Source organism: Nostoc sp. (assembly GCF_036916735.1).
GTDB lineage: Bacteria > Cyanobacteriota > Cyanobacteriia > Cyanobacteriales > Nostocaceae > Nostoc.
Genome location: NZ_JBALFV010000104.1, coordinates 26,287 through 44,814 on the forward strand (window position 1 = coordinate 26,287; position 18,528 = coordinate 44,814).

General features: G+C 38.4%; 18 protein-coding genes. 12 read left to right on the forward strand and 6 right to left on the reverse strand.

Features of this window, described 5'->3' with window-relative positions; translation table 11 throughout:
• Positions 1-283: 283 nt before the first annotated feature.
• Positions 284-514, reverse strand: coding sequence for a TIGR03792 family protein (locus V7L20_RS25260; RefSeq protein WP_334746709.1), 231 nt, complete (start codon positions 512-514; stop codon positions 284-286).
• A 136-nt stretch (positions 515-650) separates the two neighbouring features.
• Here V7L20_RS25260 and V7L20_RS25265 point away from each other — a divergent pair, with 136 nt between their 5' ends.
• Together V7L20_RS25265 and V7L20_RS25270 are read left to right on the forward strand one after the other, a co-directional pair.
• Entirely contained in the window at positions 651-974 is a 324-nt protein-coding gene (locus V7L20_RS25265; RefSeq protein WP_109011445.1) for a phasin family protein, read from the forward strand.
• Positions 975-1,052: 78 nt separating this feature from the next.
• A complete protein-coding gene (locus V7L20_RS25270; RefSeq protein WP_334746710.1) occupies positions 1,053-1,574 on the forward strand; it encodes an FKBP-type peptidyl-prolyl cis-trans isomerase in 522 nt (173 codons plus the stop codon).
• A 60-nt stretch (positions 1,575-1,634) separates the two neighbouring features.
• Here V7L20_RS25270 and dnaB read toward each other — a convergent pair whose 3' ends face one another.
• The 3 genes from dnaB to gloB all read right to left on the reverse strand — a co-directional run bounded on the left by dnaB (position 1,635) and on the right by gloB (position 4,643).
• Positions 1,635-2,978: a replicative DNA helicase gene (gene dnaB, locus V7L20_RS25275; protein WP_334746711.1), complete on the reverse strand. Its 1,344-nt coding sequence runs from the start codon at positions 2,976-2,978 to the stop codon at positions 1,635-1,637.
• Between the two features lie 154 nt (positions 2,979-3,132).
• Positions 3,133-3,591 carry a 50S ribosomal protein L9 gene (gene rplI / locus V7L20_RS25280; RefSeq protein ID WP_334746712.1) on the reverse strand — a complete coding sequence of 153 codons (459 nt, stop codon included), beginning with the start codon at positions 3,589-3,591 and terminating at the stop codon, positions 3,133-3,135.
• Between the two features lie 278 nt (positions 3,592-3,869).
• Positions 3,870-4,643 carry a hydroxyacylglutathione hydrolase gene (gloB, locus tag V7L20_RS25285; protein WP_334746713.1) on the reverse strand — a complete coding sequence of 258 codons (774 nt, stop codon included), beginning with the start codon at positions 4,641-4,643 and terminating at the stop codon, positions 3,870-3,872.
• A 418-nt stretch (positions 4,644-5,061) separates the two neighbouring features.
• Here gloB and V7L20_RS25290 point away from each other — a divergent pair, with 418 nt between their 5' ends.
• The 10 genes from V7L20_RS25290 to V7L20_RS25335 all read left to right on the forward strand — a co-directional run bounded on the left by V7L20_RS25290 (position 5,062) and on the right by V7L20_RS25335 (position 15,854).
• Entirely contained in the window at positions 5,062-5,550 is a 489-nt protein-coding gene (locus V7L20_RS25290) for a hypothetical protein (protein WP_334746714.1), read from the forward strand.
• Positions 5,480-5,989, forward strand: a complete 510-nt coding sequence (locus V7L20_RS25295) for an alpha-1,2-fucosyltransferase (protein WP_334746715.1) — start codon at positions 5,480-5,482, stop codon at positions 5,987-5,989. Before V7L20_RS25290 ends, V7L20_RS25295 begins: the two co-directional genes overlap by 71 nt.
• 48 nt (positions 5,990-6,037) lie before the next feature.
• Positions 6,038-6,880 (forward strand): hypothetical protein, encoded by an 843-nt coding sequence (locus tag V7L20_RS25300; protein WP_334746716.1) that lies wholly within the window; start codon positions 6,038-6,040, stop codon positions 6,878-6,880.
• A gap of 254 nt (positions 6,881-7,134) precedes the next feature.
• Positions 7,135-8,286 carry a glycosyltransferase family 4 protein gene (locus tag V7L20_RS25305; RefSeq protein ID WP_334746717.1) on the forward strand — a complete coding sequence of 384 codons (1,152 nt, stop codon included), beginning with the start codon at positions 7,135-7,137 and terminating at the stop codon, positions 8,284-8,286.
• 96 nt (positions 8,287-8,382) lie between these two features.
• The gene (locus tag V7L20_RS25310; protein ID WP_334746718.1) at positions 8,383-10,704 is read left to right on the forward strand and encodes an ATP-binding cassette domain-containing protein; all 2,322 of its coding nucleotides are present in this window, start codon (positions 8,383-8,385) and stop codon (positions 10,702-10,704) included.
• Between the two features lie 5 nt (positions 10,705-10,709).
• Positions 10,710-11,921, forward strand: a complete 1,212-nt coding sequence (locus V7L20_RS25315) for a glycosyltransferase family 4 protein (RefSeq protein ID WP_334746719.1) — start codon at positions 10,710-10,712, stop codon at positions 11,919-11,921.
• A gap of 41 nt (positions 11,922-11,962) precedes the next feature.
• On the forward strand, positions 11,963-12,922 hold the full coding sequence (locus V7L20_RS25320) for a glycosyltransferase family 10 domain-containing protein (protein WP_334746720.1): 960 nt from the start codon (positions 11,963-11,965) through the stop codon (positions 12,920-12,922).
• A gap of 3 nt (positions 12,923-12,925) precedes the next feature.
• Positions 12,926-13,906: an Npun_R2821/Npun_R2822 family protein gene (locus V7L20_RS25325; protein WP_334746721.1), complete on the forward strand. Its 981-nt coding sequence runs from the start codon at positions 12,926-12,928 to the stop codon at positions 13,904-13,906.
• 3 nt (positions 13,907-13,909) lie between these two features.
• A complete protein-coding gene (locus V7L20_RS25330) occupies positions 13,910-14,800 on the forward strand; it encodes an Npun_R2821/Npun_R2822 family protein (RefSeq protein WP_334746722.1) in 891 nt (296 codons plus the stop codon).
• Between the two features lie 16 nt (positions 14,801-14,816).
• Positions 14,817-15,854 (forward strand): Npun_R2821/Npun_R2822 family protein, encoded by a 1,038-nt coding sequence (locus V7L20_RS25335; RefSeq protein ID WP_334746723.1) that lies wholly within the window; start codon positions 14,817-14,819, stop codon positions 15,852-15,854.
• A 220-nt stretch (positions 15,855-16,074) separates the two neighbouring features.
• On the opposite strand, the gene V7L20_RS25340 is transcribed toward V7L20_RS25335, so the two are convergent.
• Together V7L20_RS25340 and V7L20_RS25345 are read right to left on the reverse strand one after the other, a co-directional pair.
• Positions 16,075-16,449, reverse strand: coding sequence for a hypothetical protein (locus V7L20_RS25340; protein WP_334746724.1), 375 nt, complete (start codon positions 16,447-16,449; stop codon positions 16,075-16,077).
• Positions 16,450-16,481: 32 nt separating this feature from the next.
• Positions 16,482-18,206 (reverse strand): ABC1 kinase family protein, encoded by a 1,725-nt coding sequence (locus V7L20_RS25345; RefSeq protein ID WP_334746725.1) that lies wholly within the window; start codon positions 18,204-18,206, stop codon positions 16,482-16,484.
• Between the last annotated feature and the right edge of the window lie 322 nt (positions 18,207-18,528).

Here is an 18,528-nt window from a genome sequence, read left to right on the forward strand (position 1 = left end):
TAAACTTCGTAAAAATCAAATAGAATCGGTGGGAATTTCATCCCTTCAAGGGTTAGGATTACCGCCGATTTATTTATTAGCCATAATGACTAATGACTAAGTTGAATTACTAGAATTTATTGGAGCGAGCACTTCACTAATCATGGTGGTGAAAGTTTGCATCTGTGTTAAGCCCCTTCTTTACAAGTTGAGAGTAATTTCTCACTTGGAAATGGGGAAATTTCCCTACTTGATACTTTGCTGATTTCGCTATTGGATAAGATTCTTTGAGTGATTGGATGAATTAATCCATAATAGTCTGCAAATCTGCTTGGGGTATAGCTTTCCAGTGCTCCAATGTTGCCCAACAAATCATCGGGATAACTGCTGTGTGGTTATTGAGGCTGATCCAAACCTCTTTAACGAGAAATCTAGGATATTCAACCAGCGCTATTGTCCAAATTTGTGCGTCCTTCTGGATAAAATTTTCCCTTAAATTCGGGCCAACCTTAAACTTGAGTTGTTCTATAAGCACACCCTGTTATCTCTGTGTTTCCTAATTTGTCAAAATAGAGATGTAGGCTAGAATAACTACGCTGTTAGCATAGCTTGATTGCCTACACTCAGGAGCAAGGATCGTTTGGTTTGTAATAAGTTAACAGGAAGGGAGTATGGAAAGCAACAACTGGTTGCAACAGCTTATGATGGTGGGTCTTGGCACAACGTCTTTAGTAGCAGAAAAACTGCGCCAAGTCAGCGATGATTTAGTTAAAGACGGTAAGCTCAATCCTGAGCAAGCCAAGGCAGTTATAGATGATATTGCCCAGCAGTTAAAGTCGGAACAGGGAAACTTTGATGTCCAAATGCAACGGCAAATGCGAAATATGATGCAAGATTTGGGAGTAGCTCGCCAATCGGAAGTGGACGAACTGCGCGGTAGAATTGATCGTTTAGAGCGTCAACTGCGCGATTTAGAAAATAAGCTTTGGCGTTAGGATGTCCTTTCTGATTTAAACTAATTGTGTCCTGTTGGTAATGTTTTTGCCAGGATACCTAAGTAAGGAGAACTGATTTTGAAACCAATTTTCCTCAGTGTGGCGTTCATGCTGGTGTGTGTTGTGCTGTTGATTGTGGGGCAAGTGAGCAGTAAACAGAATACTGCTATTGCTGCCCAGATTACCCAAACGCCGCCAGCGCCCCCAACTGTAACTGAAAATAATACTCTAATTGCGAGCAATACTATGTCTGATGCTAATGCCGTAACCACTCCCTCTGGATTAAAGTATGTCGAGTTAAAAGAGGGGACTGGGGCGACTCCTAAACCTGGACAAACGGTTGAAGTTCACTATGTCGGCACTTTAGAAGATGGTACTAAGTTTGATAGTTCACGCGATCGCGGTCAACCCTTCAGCTTTAAAATTGGCGTTGGACAAGTGATTAAAGGTTGGGACGAAGGACTTAGTACTATGAAAGTAGGCGGTCGTCGTAAGTTAATCATCCCCTCAGAGCTAGGTTATGGCTCTCGTGGTGCTGGTAATGTCATTCCACCTAACGCCACTCTGATATTTGATGTGGAATTGCTGGGAGTTAAGTAGAAACTAGGGCATTGGGAATTGGGCATTGGTTTTTCGCAGTCCCAGTCCCCAATTCAATGGCTAAATTTTTAAATTTTGAAACTTTGTAAACTGTGGATTAAATAAAAGTTTTGCAGTACCAGTAGGCCCGTTGCGATGTTTAGCGATAATTACTTCTGCAATGCCGCGATCGGGTGTATCGGGAGAGTAATATTCATCGCGGTATAACATTATTACTAAATCCGCGTCTTGTTCAATACTTCCACTTTCTCTCAAATCAGATAACATCGGACGCTTGTTAGTACGTGTTTCTACCCCTCGACTCAACTGAGATAGAGCAATAACTGGTACAGATAATTCCCGGGCTAAACCTTTGAGTTGACGCGTAATTTTTGATAATTCTTGTACGCGATTATCACCCGCTCCTTCCATCAATTGCAAGTAATCTATTACAATTAATCCTAATTCAGTTCCAACTTCTGCTTGCAGTCTTCTTGCCTGACTACGCATTTGTGTAACTGTAATATTCGGCGTATCGTCAATATAAATCGGCATCTCAGAAAGGATACCAATAGCATGGCTTAAAGGTTCCCACTGTGTTTGACTTAAACGCCCAGTTCGCAGATAACTACTTTCAATTTGCGCTTCGCTAGCTAATAGACGTTGCGTCAATTGCTCTTTGGACATTTCCAAGCTGAAGACAGCAACTGGCAATTTATAAGAAGCAGCAATATTATGAGCAAGGTTTAAGCAAAATGCTGTTTTTCCCATTGATGGGCGACCCGCGACAATAATCAAATCAGAACGTTGAAAGCCGCTAGTCATGGCATCTAAATCGTAAAATCCGCAGGGAATACCAGGTAAGGCAATGCCTTGATTTCGAGCCTCAATATCCTGGAAATTATTAATTAGAGTATCAGAAATGTGAATTAAACCCGATTGGGGACGCTCTTGAGTAACGCCAAAAACTTTCTGTTCTGCTTGGTCTAAAATAATTGGTAATTCGGTTTCTGTTTCGTAACCAAGATGTACAATTTCATTACCAGCTTTAATTAACTGTCGCCGCAGGTATTTGTCCATCACTAAAGAAGCTAAGGCGTCGATGTTGACGGCTGACACTGTACGGTCTACCAGGGTTGCTAATTTATTTCTACCACCAATGCGGGCAAGTAAATCATGGTCAGTCAGCCAACTTGTGACTGAGAGTAAGTCTGTGGGTTTACCTTGGGCGTGGAGCCTCACAGTTGCTTGATAAATATCTTTGTGAGCGCTAATGTAAAAAGCTTCTGGAAGGAGGCGATCGCTAACTCGACTAATCGCTTCTGGATCTAATAAAATACCCCCCAAAATCGCTTCTTCCGCCTCAATATTTTGTGGTGGGAGGCGATCGCTACCATCACCTTGAAAATTCAGTGCTTCAGCCATAAACGATTTTAGTTTTGAGATTTTGTTAGAGACACGATTAATCGCGTCTGTACAGAAATAAAGACGCGATTAATCGCGTCTGTACAGGAGGTAGGAATTGTTTATGACTCCTACTCCTTCATCCCTCTCATCCCCTCCTGCTTCCGTCTGTCTCTTAGCTAGCGACGACTTGAATATCGACTTGTGCCGCTACTTCCGAATGCAGCTTGATTTCAGCTTGATAAGTACCAAGGTGGTTAATATCGGGGATGGTAATTCCACGCCGATCGATTTCTTGACCGGTGGCTGCCTTAATTGCATCTGCAACATCTTGGGTGGTGATAGTACCGAAAATTGCTTCGTTTTCACCAACTTGTTTCGCAATTGTCAAACTGCCAACTTTTTCTAAAGATTCTTTTTGTTCAAAAGCTTGTTGTCTGAGTTCTAATTGCCGTTGACGCTCTTGCTCACGACGGCGTTCTACTTGCTTGAGAATACCAGGAGTGGCATTGGTTGCCAATTTCTGGGGAATCAAATAATTACGAGCGTAGCCAGGAGCTACTTCCACTAAATCGCCAGATTTTCCCAGCTTGCTGATATCCTGATTTAAAACTAACTGCACGCGCTTCGCCATCGTTTTTCGTTTTTCCTGTAAAATCTAATTATTTTGGGTTTGGACAGCATAGCTCACAATGTCAGTGCTGTATTCCAAGCTTGTATGTCCATACCCTAAAGCTTACAGATCCTAGCGAAAGGAAGGGTGCGATCGCAACTATTAGCGCTATAAAAATGTAGGGAGTGCCGAATGGGGAGTAGGGAGCAGAGGAGCAGGGGAGATGGGGAGCAGAGGGCAAGCAAGTTGCAGTAAGTCTTTCCTCTTTGCCTCTATGCCCCATGCTCAATGCCCAAAGCCTAAAAGTTATTTCTCATTTTCCGTAGACACGCAAAAGTTTGCACTGGATCGCAACTCTTAACAATTAATTGTAATGATGGTTGATCCCAACGTAAAAAGGGATTTGTTCGTTTCTCCATTCCTAGCAGCGAGGGGATGGTAGCTTCTCCTCGGCTACGGTAAGCTTTTACTTCATTAAAGCGTCTTTGTAAGTCGGCGTTGTCGCCATCTACAGTTAAGGCAAATTGCAGATTTTTCATGGTGTATTCGTGGGCACACCAAATGCGTGTATCATCGGGTAGAGAGCGCAGTTTGCTTAATGAGTCAACCATTTGGCTTGGTGTTCCTTCAAACAAGCGACCACAACCGCCAGAAAATAAAGTATCGCCGCAAAATAAATCGCCTGTCTCACTAGCTTTTTCGGGGGGAAAGTAGTAAACGATGTGAGCGCGGGTATGTCCGGGAACGAAGATAACTTCAGCTATGCGGTCTGCAAACTGGACGCGATCGCCTTGTTGCAAAAACACCTGCTGTCCGGGAATTCTACCACGATCCTCCGCTCCTCCATAAACTATCAGTTGTGGAAATTGTTCTATTAATTGCTTATTACCACCCACATGATCGTTATGATGGTGCGTGTTAAAAATTGCTACTAATTCAGCTTTTAATTCTGCCAGTTTCTTTAATACTGGTAGAGACTCTGCCGGATCAACGACAGCAGCAATATTTTGTTTATGGTCGTATAGCAAGAATATGTAGTTGTCTGAGAGTGCTTCCAGACGGTTTACCTGCATTACTTTTGCCTCCCTTACAACATAGATGTTTGGTATCGAGTAGCAATCTTAATTCTAAGCAAGTAAATAGGCTACTTAAATATATTATTGTGAGCTTTTATACTAAAAATGTCATACATGTAATACGTTATTAACAGTTATGATAATATACAACCGTAGTTATACTATAAAGATACCACAAGAGAGCAAAATTTATCTGGATTTATCAGTGAATTTGCTCTGGAAATAACCGCGAATACAAAGTTAGATTTATTTGATTATTTCCTATTCTATGAATACGAAAAATCTCTTCAAGTATAGTAAATATTTATTTTTCTATTAGATAAAATGTAATTTAAACTCTATTTATTTTATAATTTAATATGTTAAAATTTAACTATATATTAATTATTAATGTGGATTTTTAGAGGTTTTGTATATGTTAGTAATCTCTGTAAAATCTGGACAGTTAGGCAATAGATTATTGTTATTTGCTTATTTTATAGCATTTGCATGTGAAAATAATTTTACAGTTTTAAATCCAGCATTTGAAGAGTACGCTGATTTTTTTAAGTCAACATATCAAAATTTTTTATGTCGCTATCCTTCTAGCCCATTTTCGATTGCGGGAAATAAATTGCTACGTAAATACTACTATAAAACAAATCGTTATTTAGCTACAAGTGGACGCTTTAACACAATTGAGATTAAGCGTAATCAGCCCTTTAACTGGAGTAATTCAAGCATTACAAAAGAGTTAAAACCAGAAACTATAAACTTTTTTCAAGGATGGGTATTTCGTGATGGATGGTTTGTAAATGATATGTCAAATTTACAAAAACATGGGGAAAAAATTCGTGCTTACTTACTTTCAACCTTTAAAAAGTTATCAGTTAAATGTAGCAAAACTCATATCCAATATTCGTAGCCAGACTGATGTGCTCATTGGAGTCCATATCCGTCATGGAGATTATCAGCAACATCAAAATGGTAGATATTTTTATTTAGTTGAAGATTATTTAAAGGTTATGGAATCAGCAAAAATGCTATTTCCTAATAAAAAAGTGACATTTTTTATTTGCTCGAATCAGAAGCAAAATGACGAATATTTTCAACATTTATCTTATGCTTATGGCAATAATCATATAATTGAGGATATGTATTCTTTGGCTGAATGTGATTATATTATTGGCCCTCCTAGTAGTTATACTATGTGGGCATCATTTTATGGTAAGCGACCTCTATACATGATTAGAGATGTGAATAAAACTTTAGATATCGAAGATTTTGTTCACTTTCACCAGTGGCAAGGAGTTTTTTATTATAACGAAGACTGGAGTAAAAATTTTTGGGAATGGACACATTAAATTAGATTTAAAAACAAGAATTAAAAGTAATCATTATTTAACTGAGTTATGAAAAAAGAAACTAGAGGATTTATTACAATTTTAACTGGACTTTACCCTTTTCAAGACTGTATTCACTTTTTAGCAGCAGTTAGAAAGTTTCATCAAGAACCAATAATCATTTTAATTGATCAAGTTCCAAAAAGTCTCTATCCTTTTTTAAAGACTTTCAAAAATGTAATTTTAAAGCCTGCACCTGCAAATGAAAATACTGTTTTAGCATCACGGCAAGCCAAACTGGCTTTATATACAGCCTCTGAATTTGATAAAACTATTTACTTAGATTCAGATATTTGCTTACTTTCCGATCTCAACGACGTATTTGAGCATTTAGATGAATATGATTTGCTATTAACTGAAGATGTGCAACCTTCTATTGTTAAAGCTACAAATTTACTCCGGGGAAAGCAAGAAGACCTTTTGCCAAATGTTTTGCAAATCCTGCAATCTATCGGGTTACCTTTACAAGCAGATAGTGTGCAATATAATAGCGGTTTGATAGCTTTTAGAAAAACAGAAGTCAATAAGGTATTTTTTGACAAATTTCAAAGTTATTTTGAAATTGTCAAAAACAACCAAGAGAAATTACTTTTAAAAGACCAAGGTGCTTTTGCTTCTGCGATCGCATCTGTACGTCCTAATATGAAAATACTACCACCTACCTATAATTATCTCAGTAAATGGGAGGACGCTTATAATATTCAGGATAAAATTAAAGTTCTTCACTGTACCTATCCTTATCGACCTCAATATGCTAAAAACATTACCCGTTCTTTGTACACAAGGATATTTGACAGATTTGCTCAAGTATTTTTACCCAATCAAGTTACAAATCCCTGGCGTAAAAAATGACATCTTGTTATAAATATATTGATATGGACAAGCCTTTTTCCTATATCACATTATAAAAAACTCCACGCCACTTGCGGGATGGAGTTTTTGGTTATGGGGAAGATCGTACTGCCACTATGCCCAATGTTCAAGCGACAGGGGGAACAACCTCGTCCACCCAACTCTTGAGAATTGAGTTTCCCGTCGCTTTCAATAAAAAAAATTAAATATTAATAAATATTTAAATTGCGAATTTACAGGAGGGAACATCAAAATTGAAAGTTTCATTAATTGTTGGTGATTTATCTGGAGGCGGTAGTATTCGAGCATTTTTACTAGCTCAAGTCCTGCAAATCCTCAATTATCAAGTAGAAATTGTTGGTTTTATTTATGGGAAAGAACTGTATGCTATTCCTCCGTCTGGCATTTCAGTTATTTCTCTTCCAGGTACAAATTATCCAGAATTTCTGATATCTGCTCGTCAACTGTTGCAAAAAATAGATGGAGATATTATTTATGCTGTAAAACCAAAGTTTACAAGTTTTGGCCTATCGCTACTGAAAAAATTTAGTGGTCGTCGTCCTTTAATTTTAGATATGGATGACTGGGAACTCAGTTGGCACGGAGGTGATGAGTGGAAATATCGTCCTAGTCTTAAGCAATTTTATCGTGACATTTTCAAGAAAAATGGTGCATTAAAATTTCCAGATCATCCAGTGTATCTCAAGTGGATGGAAAACGTAGTGGCAAAGGCAGATGCAGTAACGATAGATACTGACTTTCTGCAAAAACGCTTCGGTGGTGTTTACGTACCTAATGGTAAAGATACCGCAATGTTTGACCCCCAGAAGTATGATTCTGAGACTAGCAGAAAGTATTACGGTCTTACTGAGTATCGAATTCTTATGTTTCCTGGGGCACCACGACCTCACAAAGGGGTTGAAGACATTCTAATAGCGCTCGATTTGTTGGATGAGCCAGATTTAAGATTAGTGATTGTGGGTGGTAGTCCTTACGATGATTATGACGATAAATTGATTCAAAAGTGGGGGCGTTGGATTATTAAATTACCCAGGTGTTCTGTAGAATTAATGCCTAAAATTGTAGCATCTGCCCACATTGTAGTTGTTCCCCAGCGAGATACTTTGACTGCTCGCGCTCAGTTTCCCCTGAAGTTGACAGATGGAATGGCAATGGCTAAACCTGTATTATCGACCCGTGTAGGAGATATTCCCAAAATTTTAGGTAATACTGGTTATTTAGTCGAGCCTGCTTGTCCTGAACAGCTTGCTGAACAAATACAATTGATTTTTCAGGATTTAGAGTCAGCACAGCAGCAAGGTCTCAAGGCAAGAGAAAGATGTGTGGAACTCTATAGCATAGAGACTATGGCTTCTGTGCTCAAGTCGGTAATTGCTCGGTTGTAAATATTGATGGAGATTTGATTTATTTGATAATTAGTAAATTTGGCAAGTATAGTGTGAATGATATTAATAAATTATAAAGTTGCATAAAAATAGCCAATGTCTACCAGAAAACTACTACTAAGATTTGCTAAACCCTATCCAGGTTTGATTCTGCTGACAATATTGTTAGGATTTTCTGGAGCCTTATTTAATGGAATTAGCACAGCTTTAATTGTGCCAGTGATTTTAAAAATTGTGGGGCAAGAAGTAGATTTAAGTTCTGCCCCTCCCATCCTAAAAAAGTTGATATCTCCCTTTGATAATACTCCTGAATCTTACCGGATAGTAATCATGTCTGGGACGATTTTATTCACAATTTTCTTAAAAAACTTAGCAACTTATGCCAGCGCTTTGGCATCGAGTTCTTTAAGCCGAAAGCTGACATCGGATATGCGCGAAACCGGGTTAAAGCTATTACTAGAAGTTGATATAGATTATTATACAAAAACAAAGGTTGGTGATTTAATCAACCGTCTTGGGGGAGAAATTGGTCGGGCTGCAAGTGCTATAGCTAGTACAGTCAAGATAGTTATCCTGGGAATCACAATTTTAGTTTTTGTCGGTTTATTACTGTCAATATCTTGGCAGTTGACAATTGCTTCTACGCTTTTGCTATCGTTGGTGACATTAATAAATCAGTATGCCATTTCTCAGTCGAGAAATTTTGGTAAACAGCTTAGTGAAATGTCTAGAGCATATTCAATCTCTGTGCTGGAGGCTTTGAACGGAATCCGACTGGTAAAAGCGACAGGAAGTGAAGAAAAAGAATATCAACGAATTAAAAAATTAATTCGCGATCGCGAGTTAGCAGATTTCCAATCTCAGGTTAATTCAGAAGCGATTACACCTTTAGGTGAGGTGATGGGTATTACAGCTTTACTGCTGATTGTACTTTTGAGCAAAACCTTCTTTGCTGGCGAGGTTTCTTCTCTTTCCACCGTACTTTTAACATATTTATTAGTGCTGCTGCGAGTACTGCCATTAATTTCTCAGTTAAATACTATTCGCAGCAACTTTGCTAGTACCGCCGCCAGTATAGATGTGGCAAATGAATTTTTAAGCCTTCATGATAAGCCGTTCATGGATAAGGGTAAACTTCCCTATACAAAATTACAAGAGGGCGTGTCTTTTAATTCTCTTTGCTTTACTTACCCTGGTCATGAAAAGTTGGTACTCAAAGATGTAAATTTATTTTTACCCCGTGGCACGACCTTAGCATTAGTGGGTAGTTCTGGTGCTGGTAAATCCACATTAGCAGACCTTTTGCCCAGATTCTATGACCCAATAGCTGGCAGTATTACCATTGATGGTACTGATTTGCGGGAGTTCGATGTTGTATCCTTGCGAAAGCGAATGGGGATTGTCAGTCAAGATACCTTTCTTTTTAATGACTCGGTGCAAAATAACATTGCTTATGGGCGAGAAGAGGCTACTGAAGAGGAAATTCTGACAGCAGCCAAGCGGGCAAATGCTTATGAGTTTATTAGCAAATTGCCTCAAAGATTTGACACCTTAATTGGTGATCGCGGTGTCATGTTATCTGGTGGACAAAGGCAAAGATTAGCGATCGCTCGCGCTCTGCTCCAAAATCCAGATATTCTAATTTTAGATGAAGCCACCAGCGCTTTAGATACTGTTTCCGAACGCTTAGTACAATCTGCACTTGATGAATTGAGTCGCGATCGCACAACCCTTGTAATTGCTCATCGCCTTTCCACAGTCCGAAAAGCTGATCAAATTGCCGTATTAGATCAAGGACAGGTGGTAGAAGTGGGAACCCATGAAAAACTGTTACAAAAAGGTGGTTACTACTCACGTTTGTACTCAATGCAATTTAGCGATCGACCTAACAAAAATTTGATTCAGACAAAAATTTTTCAGGCAATGCGCCTAAACTCAAAGAAATTTGTTGAACATCCTGAAGTTGCTAGTAAACACAAGCAAAGCTTGCTCCGCATCTCTCACGAAATTCGGACGCAGTTGAACTCAATGATTGGGTTTCTGCGCTTATCACTTGATGATCTAGTAGACGATTCTCAAGAACAGCAGAAATTAATTGAAGACTCTTACAAATCAGCTTGGAGAATTCTTAACACCATAGATGTTTTTGAAGATGTTCTTAACTTGCAAATTAAGGGAGAATTTATCTTAATTTCTCAAGAAAATCAAGATATTATTAGCAACTATTATCAGACCTTTAATCATCTATCCATTGAGTTTCGGGCTTCTCTCAATCTCATACTTAGCTCTCTCCGCTCTCTAACTGATAACTTGATATACATTCCAGAAGAACAAAAGGGATTAATTACTGAAAGTTATGAATCTGCTATATCTATGCTCGATAATTTAAAAACATTTGAGAATAGTATTAATGTCTAATAGTTATGAAAAATCCTGCTTTAAAAAAAGACTATATATTTTTTATCGGTGAAGAATTGCCGCAGCCAGAGGCTCACCTAGTGCAGTCTACAAATGCAGCTAACGGCGCTGCTAACTTGGGATACTCAACAGTTTTGGTATATCCTGAAAAAGGAGCAAAAGCGATTAATCCAGCTAATTTAGCTCATCCTTTTCAACCAAGAAAAGCACCAACAGAACTGATCAAATATTACAACCTCCATGACAAGTTAAAAGTTGCTCCGTTACCCATGCCTTGGCCGATTGACCATTTTCAGAGCAAATTTACTGACTCTAACACTATTGCCAGCAAGTATTATTTACCATTTCACATACTTCCAACAACTAAACTTGTCCACAGTCGCAACTGGAATTTTGTCAAAGCTGCCATTAAAAATGGCGTCCCGGCAATTTATGAACATCACCACCACGAAGACAAACCATTTGAGCCAGAAATTGTTACAAATCCGCTATTGCAAATTGCTGTCACCGTTGTAGACACTATCCGTGAAAGCATGATTAAAAATGGGATGCCACCAGAAAAAGTGATTACGCTGCACAATGGTTTTAATCGCTTATTTATGGAGAGACAACCAGAAAAAGCAGCCGAATGGCGTCAAAAACTTTTGCAAGACGAAAGCCAAAAACTGGTAGTTTATGCGGGAGCTTTACAACAATTTAAAGGTATTAATGTACTAATTGAAGTAGCTAATGCAATGCCTAATGTGCAATTTGTTTGTGCAGGTGGTAAACCAACAGAAGTTAAATATTATCAGCAATTGATCAAAGAAAAACAGATTAATAATATTAAATTTTTGGGCTATATATTACATAATGATTTAGCATCTTTACTACAAGCAGCCGATGTTTTAGCTCACCCTCATTGTTCAGGAAAAGCGGCAACTTTCACATCTCCCTTAAAGCTGTTTGACTACTTCGCCTCTGGGACTCCCATTGTAGCAACAGAAATTCCATCATTAGTTGAATTTAAAGATACCCAAGCGATCGCTGCTTGGTGTGAATCAGATAACCCCAGCAAATTTGCCGAATCTCTAAAGCGGGTTTTAGAAACTCATCCCAGAAAAATAGAAGGTTATCCAGATAGTATTAATTTTGTCAAGCATTTCTCTTGGGAAAATAGAGCTGCAAAAATCCTTAATCATGTTGATGAATCTCTGTTACCCCAAATTTTTGTATAAGTAAAATAACTAATAAAAACAATAACTAACTAATAAATAAAATGACTATTACAACTGTAGGCATGATTAGCAGCTATCGAGGTTTAGAAACTAGAGCCGATTGGCTATGGCAACAAACTCCAAATCAATTTGGAGTTTGGGGCAATATACAAATGCAAGCACTAGCAGTCCAACCAGATTTTCTGCTGATGTATCAATTTGATTTTCCCCAAGCAGCACTACAAACATCTTGGTTAGATAGTTTTCATAAACGGCAGCAAAAATCAGTAGTAAATGTTGATTCTCTACTGCGTAATGTAAGTAAAGAGCGAATTATTTATTTACTAAGAGAACCACCTTTAGATGAAATTGTAGAAATTACTAATTATAACTACCAACAAGCTCAAAAGTATTGCGGCTACGTTTCTGGTCCAGATGATTTTGCACCCACTCCCGACTATATGCCTGCTATTTGGTATCACTCAAATTCATTTCAAGATTTAAATGAAATGCCACCTCCCCTAAAGGTTGCTTTATGTAGTTGGATTACTTCAGGAATTAGCCGCACTGTCAACCATCGCCAGCGTCTAGACTTTTTGCAGTCCCTACAATCTAGTGGCATTAAATTTGATTTGTATGGGCGTAACTTACCACAATGGGCTAAAAAGTCAGGAGAACTAGGTAACAAATGGTATGGCATGGCACCATATTATTACAATCTAGCAATTGAAAATTATGCTGATAATAATTGGTATGTGAGTGAGAAACTTTGGGATAGTTTACTTGCCTGGTGTCTACCAATTTACTATGGCGGGCCGGCTGCTGATAAATTATTGCCATCAGGTAGTTTTTTACGCTTGCCGAGTTTAGATGAAAAAGGCATTGCTTACATCCAAGAAGTGACAGCTACACCTGATGCTTGGTATGCTGCCAAAGATGCGATCGCAGAAGCACGTCAAATCATTTTACACAAATTAAACCTGCTTAACTGGTTATCAAACTTTGTTGATCAACAGTCATAAATTATGAATGGTATTTGTACCCTTGGCAATGATTATGTTTTCGATCAACTGGTGGCTTTGCTCAACAGTATTGATGTTATCTTGGGCCCAGAAACTCCTGTTTGTATTTATCCTTTCGACGATCAGACACAGCGAATCGCTGATGAAATAGCTAAACGCCCTAATGTATTTCTTTACGATAATCAAGAATCAATCAATCGCTGGGATCAATTTATGTTCTCAGCAGCACCAGAACGATTAAATCAGAGTAAATTCCGTTTGTATGGCGCTCATCGTCGTTTTTGTGCTTTTGATGGACCATTTGATAAGTTTATCTACTTAGATGCAGACACCTTGGTGATGAACTCCTTGGCGGCAGTGTTTGAAAAGTTAGATAGTTATGATTTTGTTGTCTACGATTTTCAATTTAAAGATGTTACTAAAATATACAATGTTAATTCACCCAAATTACTAAAACTTTTCGAGCAAAAACGCATTGATTCCGAAATATTTTGCTCAGGCTTTTATGGAGCAAAACGGGGCATATTTAACTCAGAGCAAAGAGATTTGCTAATATCTCATTTACAAAATGGTGAGGCAGAAATTTTGTATGAAGGGGCTGGTGAACAACCATTAATCAACTACATGGTAATGAGGTCTCATCTTTCTATTTATAACTTTGCTCAACAATTACCAGATAATCAAAAAACTGGATGTTCTGCGACATCTAAGCACTTTGAAGAACGAGAATATATTCTCTATGACAAAGGCAATCGACTAACTTACATTCATTATATTGGTATTCCTCCCAATATCAATCAAGCAGTCTGTGCTGGAGAAAATATTGAGTTTCCCTATCGAGATTTATTTCTCCACTATCGCTACTTACACGAGCCAGAAAAACGTCCAGTTTTTACAGATTCTCCTAAAAATTATAATTACGCTCCAACACCAAATTTACTTACAAGAGCTTTACGAAAACTGAAGTTAATTAATCAAGGATAATTTATGAGTAGGGGAATTTATATTGTTGCTAATGACCGGGTTATCGATAATGCGATCGCTTTACTCAATAGCATTCGTTACTATGACCCAGAAGTTACCGTTTATCTCATACCTTTTAATAAAAATTATCACAAGGTAGCAGAGCAGCTTGCTACCTTACATAAAGTGCAAATTTTTCCAGATTTAGAACTTATCGATAAATTTACCAAACGGATCGCAGAAATTTTTAATCGAGATTTCCTTGCCTTACCCAATAAAATGCGTAAACTGGTGGCGTGGTTCGGACCTTTAGATGAGTTTATTTATATTGATACGGATATTGTTGTTTTTGAAAAAATCGCCGACAATTTAGACAAACTTTCAGAAATTGATTTCTTCTGTTGTGATTACCATCATGCCAATGACAAGCTGCGAAATATCTTTTCCCCATTTGTAAAAGAGCAGCAAATTTTTTCAGATGCCCAACTAGAAGACGTTTTCAACAGTGGTTTTTGGGCTTCGAGGAAAGGAACTATTACCGAACAACAGATGGATGAAGCTTTGCGTGAATGTGCTGCACATCGAGAATATTTCGATTTTTCTGAAGGAGTTACAGACCAACCAATTTTAAATTATCTTGTTCTTAAACTAATTGCCAAACGTGGAAATCTTGTCAAAATTCCTGGAGGCGGGCCTGGTAGTTGGGCAGGTTCGCAAAATTTCCAACAGCAAGACTACGTCCTTTATGACCGAGGACAAAGGCTAAAATATCTTCATTGGGCTGGTACTCGGATGAAAATTGGTAGTCCCTATTGGCAATTGTGGGAACATTATCGCTATCTCCATGAGGGTAAATTCGCTTTTATCCCCAAACTGACTCGCCGTTTATTTCCCTTTGTTACTGCCCGTACTTAATATTATGAGTATCCCAATGATTGATGGCATTTATATCTTAGCCAATGATGTTGTCTATGACCAATTAGTTGCATTGCTCAACAGTATAGAAGTTAATGCTGGTAGAGAAATTCCTATTTGTATACTTCCATATAATCAGCGATTAGACAAGGTAAGGGCAGAGATTGTATCTAGAGATAATGTTAGCTTATTTGAAGACTCTGATTCCATAGCTTATTGGGATAATTTTGCCACTCAGATATGGAAAAATTACCCTAGAGCACAAAAAACTTGGCGAGAGTGGGGCTTTCCAGAACTTTATGAGCTACCAATGCACCGTAAATTTTGTGCTATCGCTGGCCCCTTTGATAGATTTATTTATTTTGATGCAGATACCTTATTAATGGGGCCGATAAATTATGTATATGAAAAATTAGATACTTATGATTGGGTAGTCAATGATTTTCAATATAAGTCTGAATTAAAATTTATTTTTGATGGCTCACCAGAGCAGATCCAGCAAGTTTTCAACTCAGAGAACTTGCAATCTAAAGTATTTTGTGCTGGTTGGTTTGCAACTAAAAAAAATATTTTTTCTCCAGCAATAAGAGCCGACTTACTCAACAAATTAACAGCAGGTGAAGCAGATGCTATGGCCTTTTTAGCACCTGACCAATCTTTATTTAATTACATGGTTTTGAGAAGTGGAATTTCCTATTATAACTTTGCCTGCCATGACTGCGAACAGGCAACTGGTAATCACTGGAGTTCTCAATTTGATGTGGTAGATAATATCCTATACGACCAAGGGCGGAGATTGACATATTTGCACTACATGAGTATAAGTTCATCAAAGTTTACTCAACTTTGCGCTGGTGAAGATGTTAATATTCCATATCGAGATGTGTTTTTGCATTATCGCTATTTAAAATCACCTGAAGAACGTCCTCAAAGCTTTACCCGCCCAAGCCAGCTAATGCTTCTGCAAAAGTCTACTAGGAGTTTTATTCAGCAAAGAATCGATAATATTAAGCTAAATTACCGCAATTTAAAGGATAGAATTAATGGGTACTAATAACAGGATAATTGTAGGTTGGGTTGTAACTTGCTTGCCCGTAGGGGTACAAAGTTAAACCTAACAAATGCGCGAAAATGTTGGGTTTCGTTCTTCAACCCAACCTATGCAAATTCATTTTTATAGTTATTTTCAGGTATTTAGAGCATGACTGAAACGGTGAGTAAGGAGCAGTGTAGTTCAATTACTTGAAAAGCCCTGTGTACTATATTATTTTAAATTATGGCATAGTATCTAAATCTAAAGATTGCATACCTTCGCGTTCTATAAAGGTCATCATACTTCCCAACTGCAACCAAACTAATAAACAAGTAAAGAGACTAATTGGTAAACCGACTCCTAAAGCCAAGGAGGTGGGAAAGCCAAATATTGCTAATCCTGAAGACAGAAATAGACAAGTACCACCAGTTATGCCAAGAAATGGCACAAATAGTTCTTTCAAAGAAGAACGTGGTTTAGCATTTTCTGTGCGAACACTTGGCCATTTCTCTACAATTACTTTCAATGTTCCAGATAATGCCAAACCAGATGTTAATGCTGTTAAAAAGCCAACAAGTAATAGAAAATAAGGCGGTTGCAGAGGAAAATAGTACATTAAAACTCCTGATTTATATTATTAAAGATTTTTTACTTTTTGTTTGTGGACTGGTTCCCAGCAAAAGGCCTAAGGGATGTAGCTTTTGGGAGGATAGCAGCTGCGCCTTGTCTGGATAAGTCTGTTAAAATGCCGATCGCTACATTTAATAAACGATCCGGTTTTAAGTCATCTTTAACCAGGTTCCACAGGCGTTGGACATCTTCGGTGTGGAGGCGGTCATCCTCGGTGAGAGCAAGCACCAACTGCCGCCGCAGAAACTTACCTTCTTCTGAAATTAAATATTGGAACCCCATCTGGGCTGTGGGTAATACATCAAAGTTGTTATCGGTACGAGCGATCGCAATCAAATTCTCTAATCGCTGCCACTGAAATTTACCATCTTTGAACAATACATTCAATAATCGTCGCCGTAATTTCGGCGATTCCCCTGTCAGCAACCGCCGTGCTATATACGGATAACCCACCTCAACAATTTTAAAATTCGGATTGAGGCTCAGGGCAATACCTTCTTGAGTCACCAAGGAACGAATAATCAAAGCAAACTTTGCCGGCACTCGAAAAGGATATTCGTACATCAGTTCCGAGAATTCATCAGTGATAGTTTTGAAGTTAAAATCCTTGACATTTTTACCTATGGCGTTTCCCAGCACCGCTTCTAATGCTGGCACAATCGGGCAAATATTCGTGTCTGGAGTTAGAAATCCTAATTTTACAAAATCTTCAGCTAAGTCGGTGTAGTCTTTATTTACCAAATGCACCAGTGCATCCACCAGTGTTTCTTTAGTGGTTTCTTCCAACTGATCCATCATGCCGAAGTCAATATAAGCCATCCGACCATCGGGCACAGCAAACAAATTGCCGGGATGAGGATCGGCATGAAAGAAGCCATGTTCTAAAAGCTGTTGCAAACCTGAAGTAACGCCAATTTGGATAATTGCTTCTGGATCTAAACCTGCTTCGCGGATGCGTTTAGTATCTGTCAACTTGAAGCCGTCAATCCATTCCAGGGTTAAAACGTGGGTATTGGTATAATGCCAGTAAATTCCTGGAACTTTAACTTGGGGGTCGTTGCGGAAATTGCTAGCAAATTTTTCGGCGTTGCGACCTTCATTTATATAGTCGATTTCTTCAAATAGCTTCGTGCCAAACTCATCCACGATTAAAGTTAGGTCGTGACCGAGATTGAGGGGTAACCAAGGAGCTAACCAACTCGCAGCCCACCGCAATAGATAAAGGTCGCGGGTGAGAATCGGGCGTAAGTTGGGACGTTGCACCTTCACTGCGACTTCTTCGCCACTGATGAGACGACCACGATATACTTGACCCAAGCTAGCTGCTGCTACTGGGTTAGGTGAGAGTTCGCTAAAACTTTCGTGAATGGGACGGTCTAGTTCACTTTCGATAATTTGGTAAGCGATCGCATTATCGAAAGGTGGTAACTGATCTTGTAACTTGATCAGTTCTTCTAGAAAATCTTTACGTATTAGGTCAGGTCTGGTAGAGAGGGCTTGACCAACTTTGATAAAAGTTGGACCGAGGCGGGTGAGCAGTTTTCGCAACTGGATAGCTCGTTTACCCTTGTTCTGCTCAACTTTATCTTGCCATTCGTCCCACTTGAGACTGAGTATAAATCCCGCAAAAGAGAGGATAATTCTCACCAGTCGCCCCCAGGCTAGCCAGGGACGGTAACTATAGTAGCGAGTGATCGCCTCTGGATTATAGAGTTTTAGCAGAGCAGGTTGATACTGACCCACGCCTTTATTTGCCTCTTCAACTGAAAAATTTACAATGATTGTTTTTCTCCTAACCCACAAGTTGGTTGCAAGTTCAGGATAGGGGTAGTCTTTTAGCTAAAACAACTAGAACTTTACCCTTTTGGGATACGGTTTGCGGTGATTTTAGCTTAATGTTACTCCCTAAGATTTATTTATCTTTTTCTTAATTATACTTTATAAAACTACAACTACTTATCCAACTTTTAGATTATTTTATTTTTTCTTAACCATTATTTATAAAAATATAAATATCTACCTGTGTCTAATTATGCAAATTTAAATAAAAAACTCCATCCCGTAA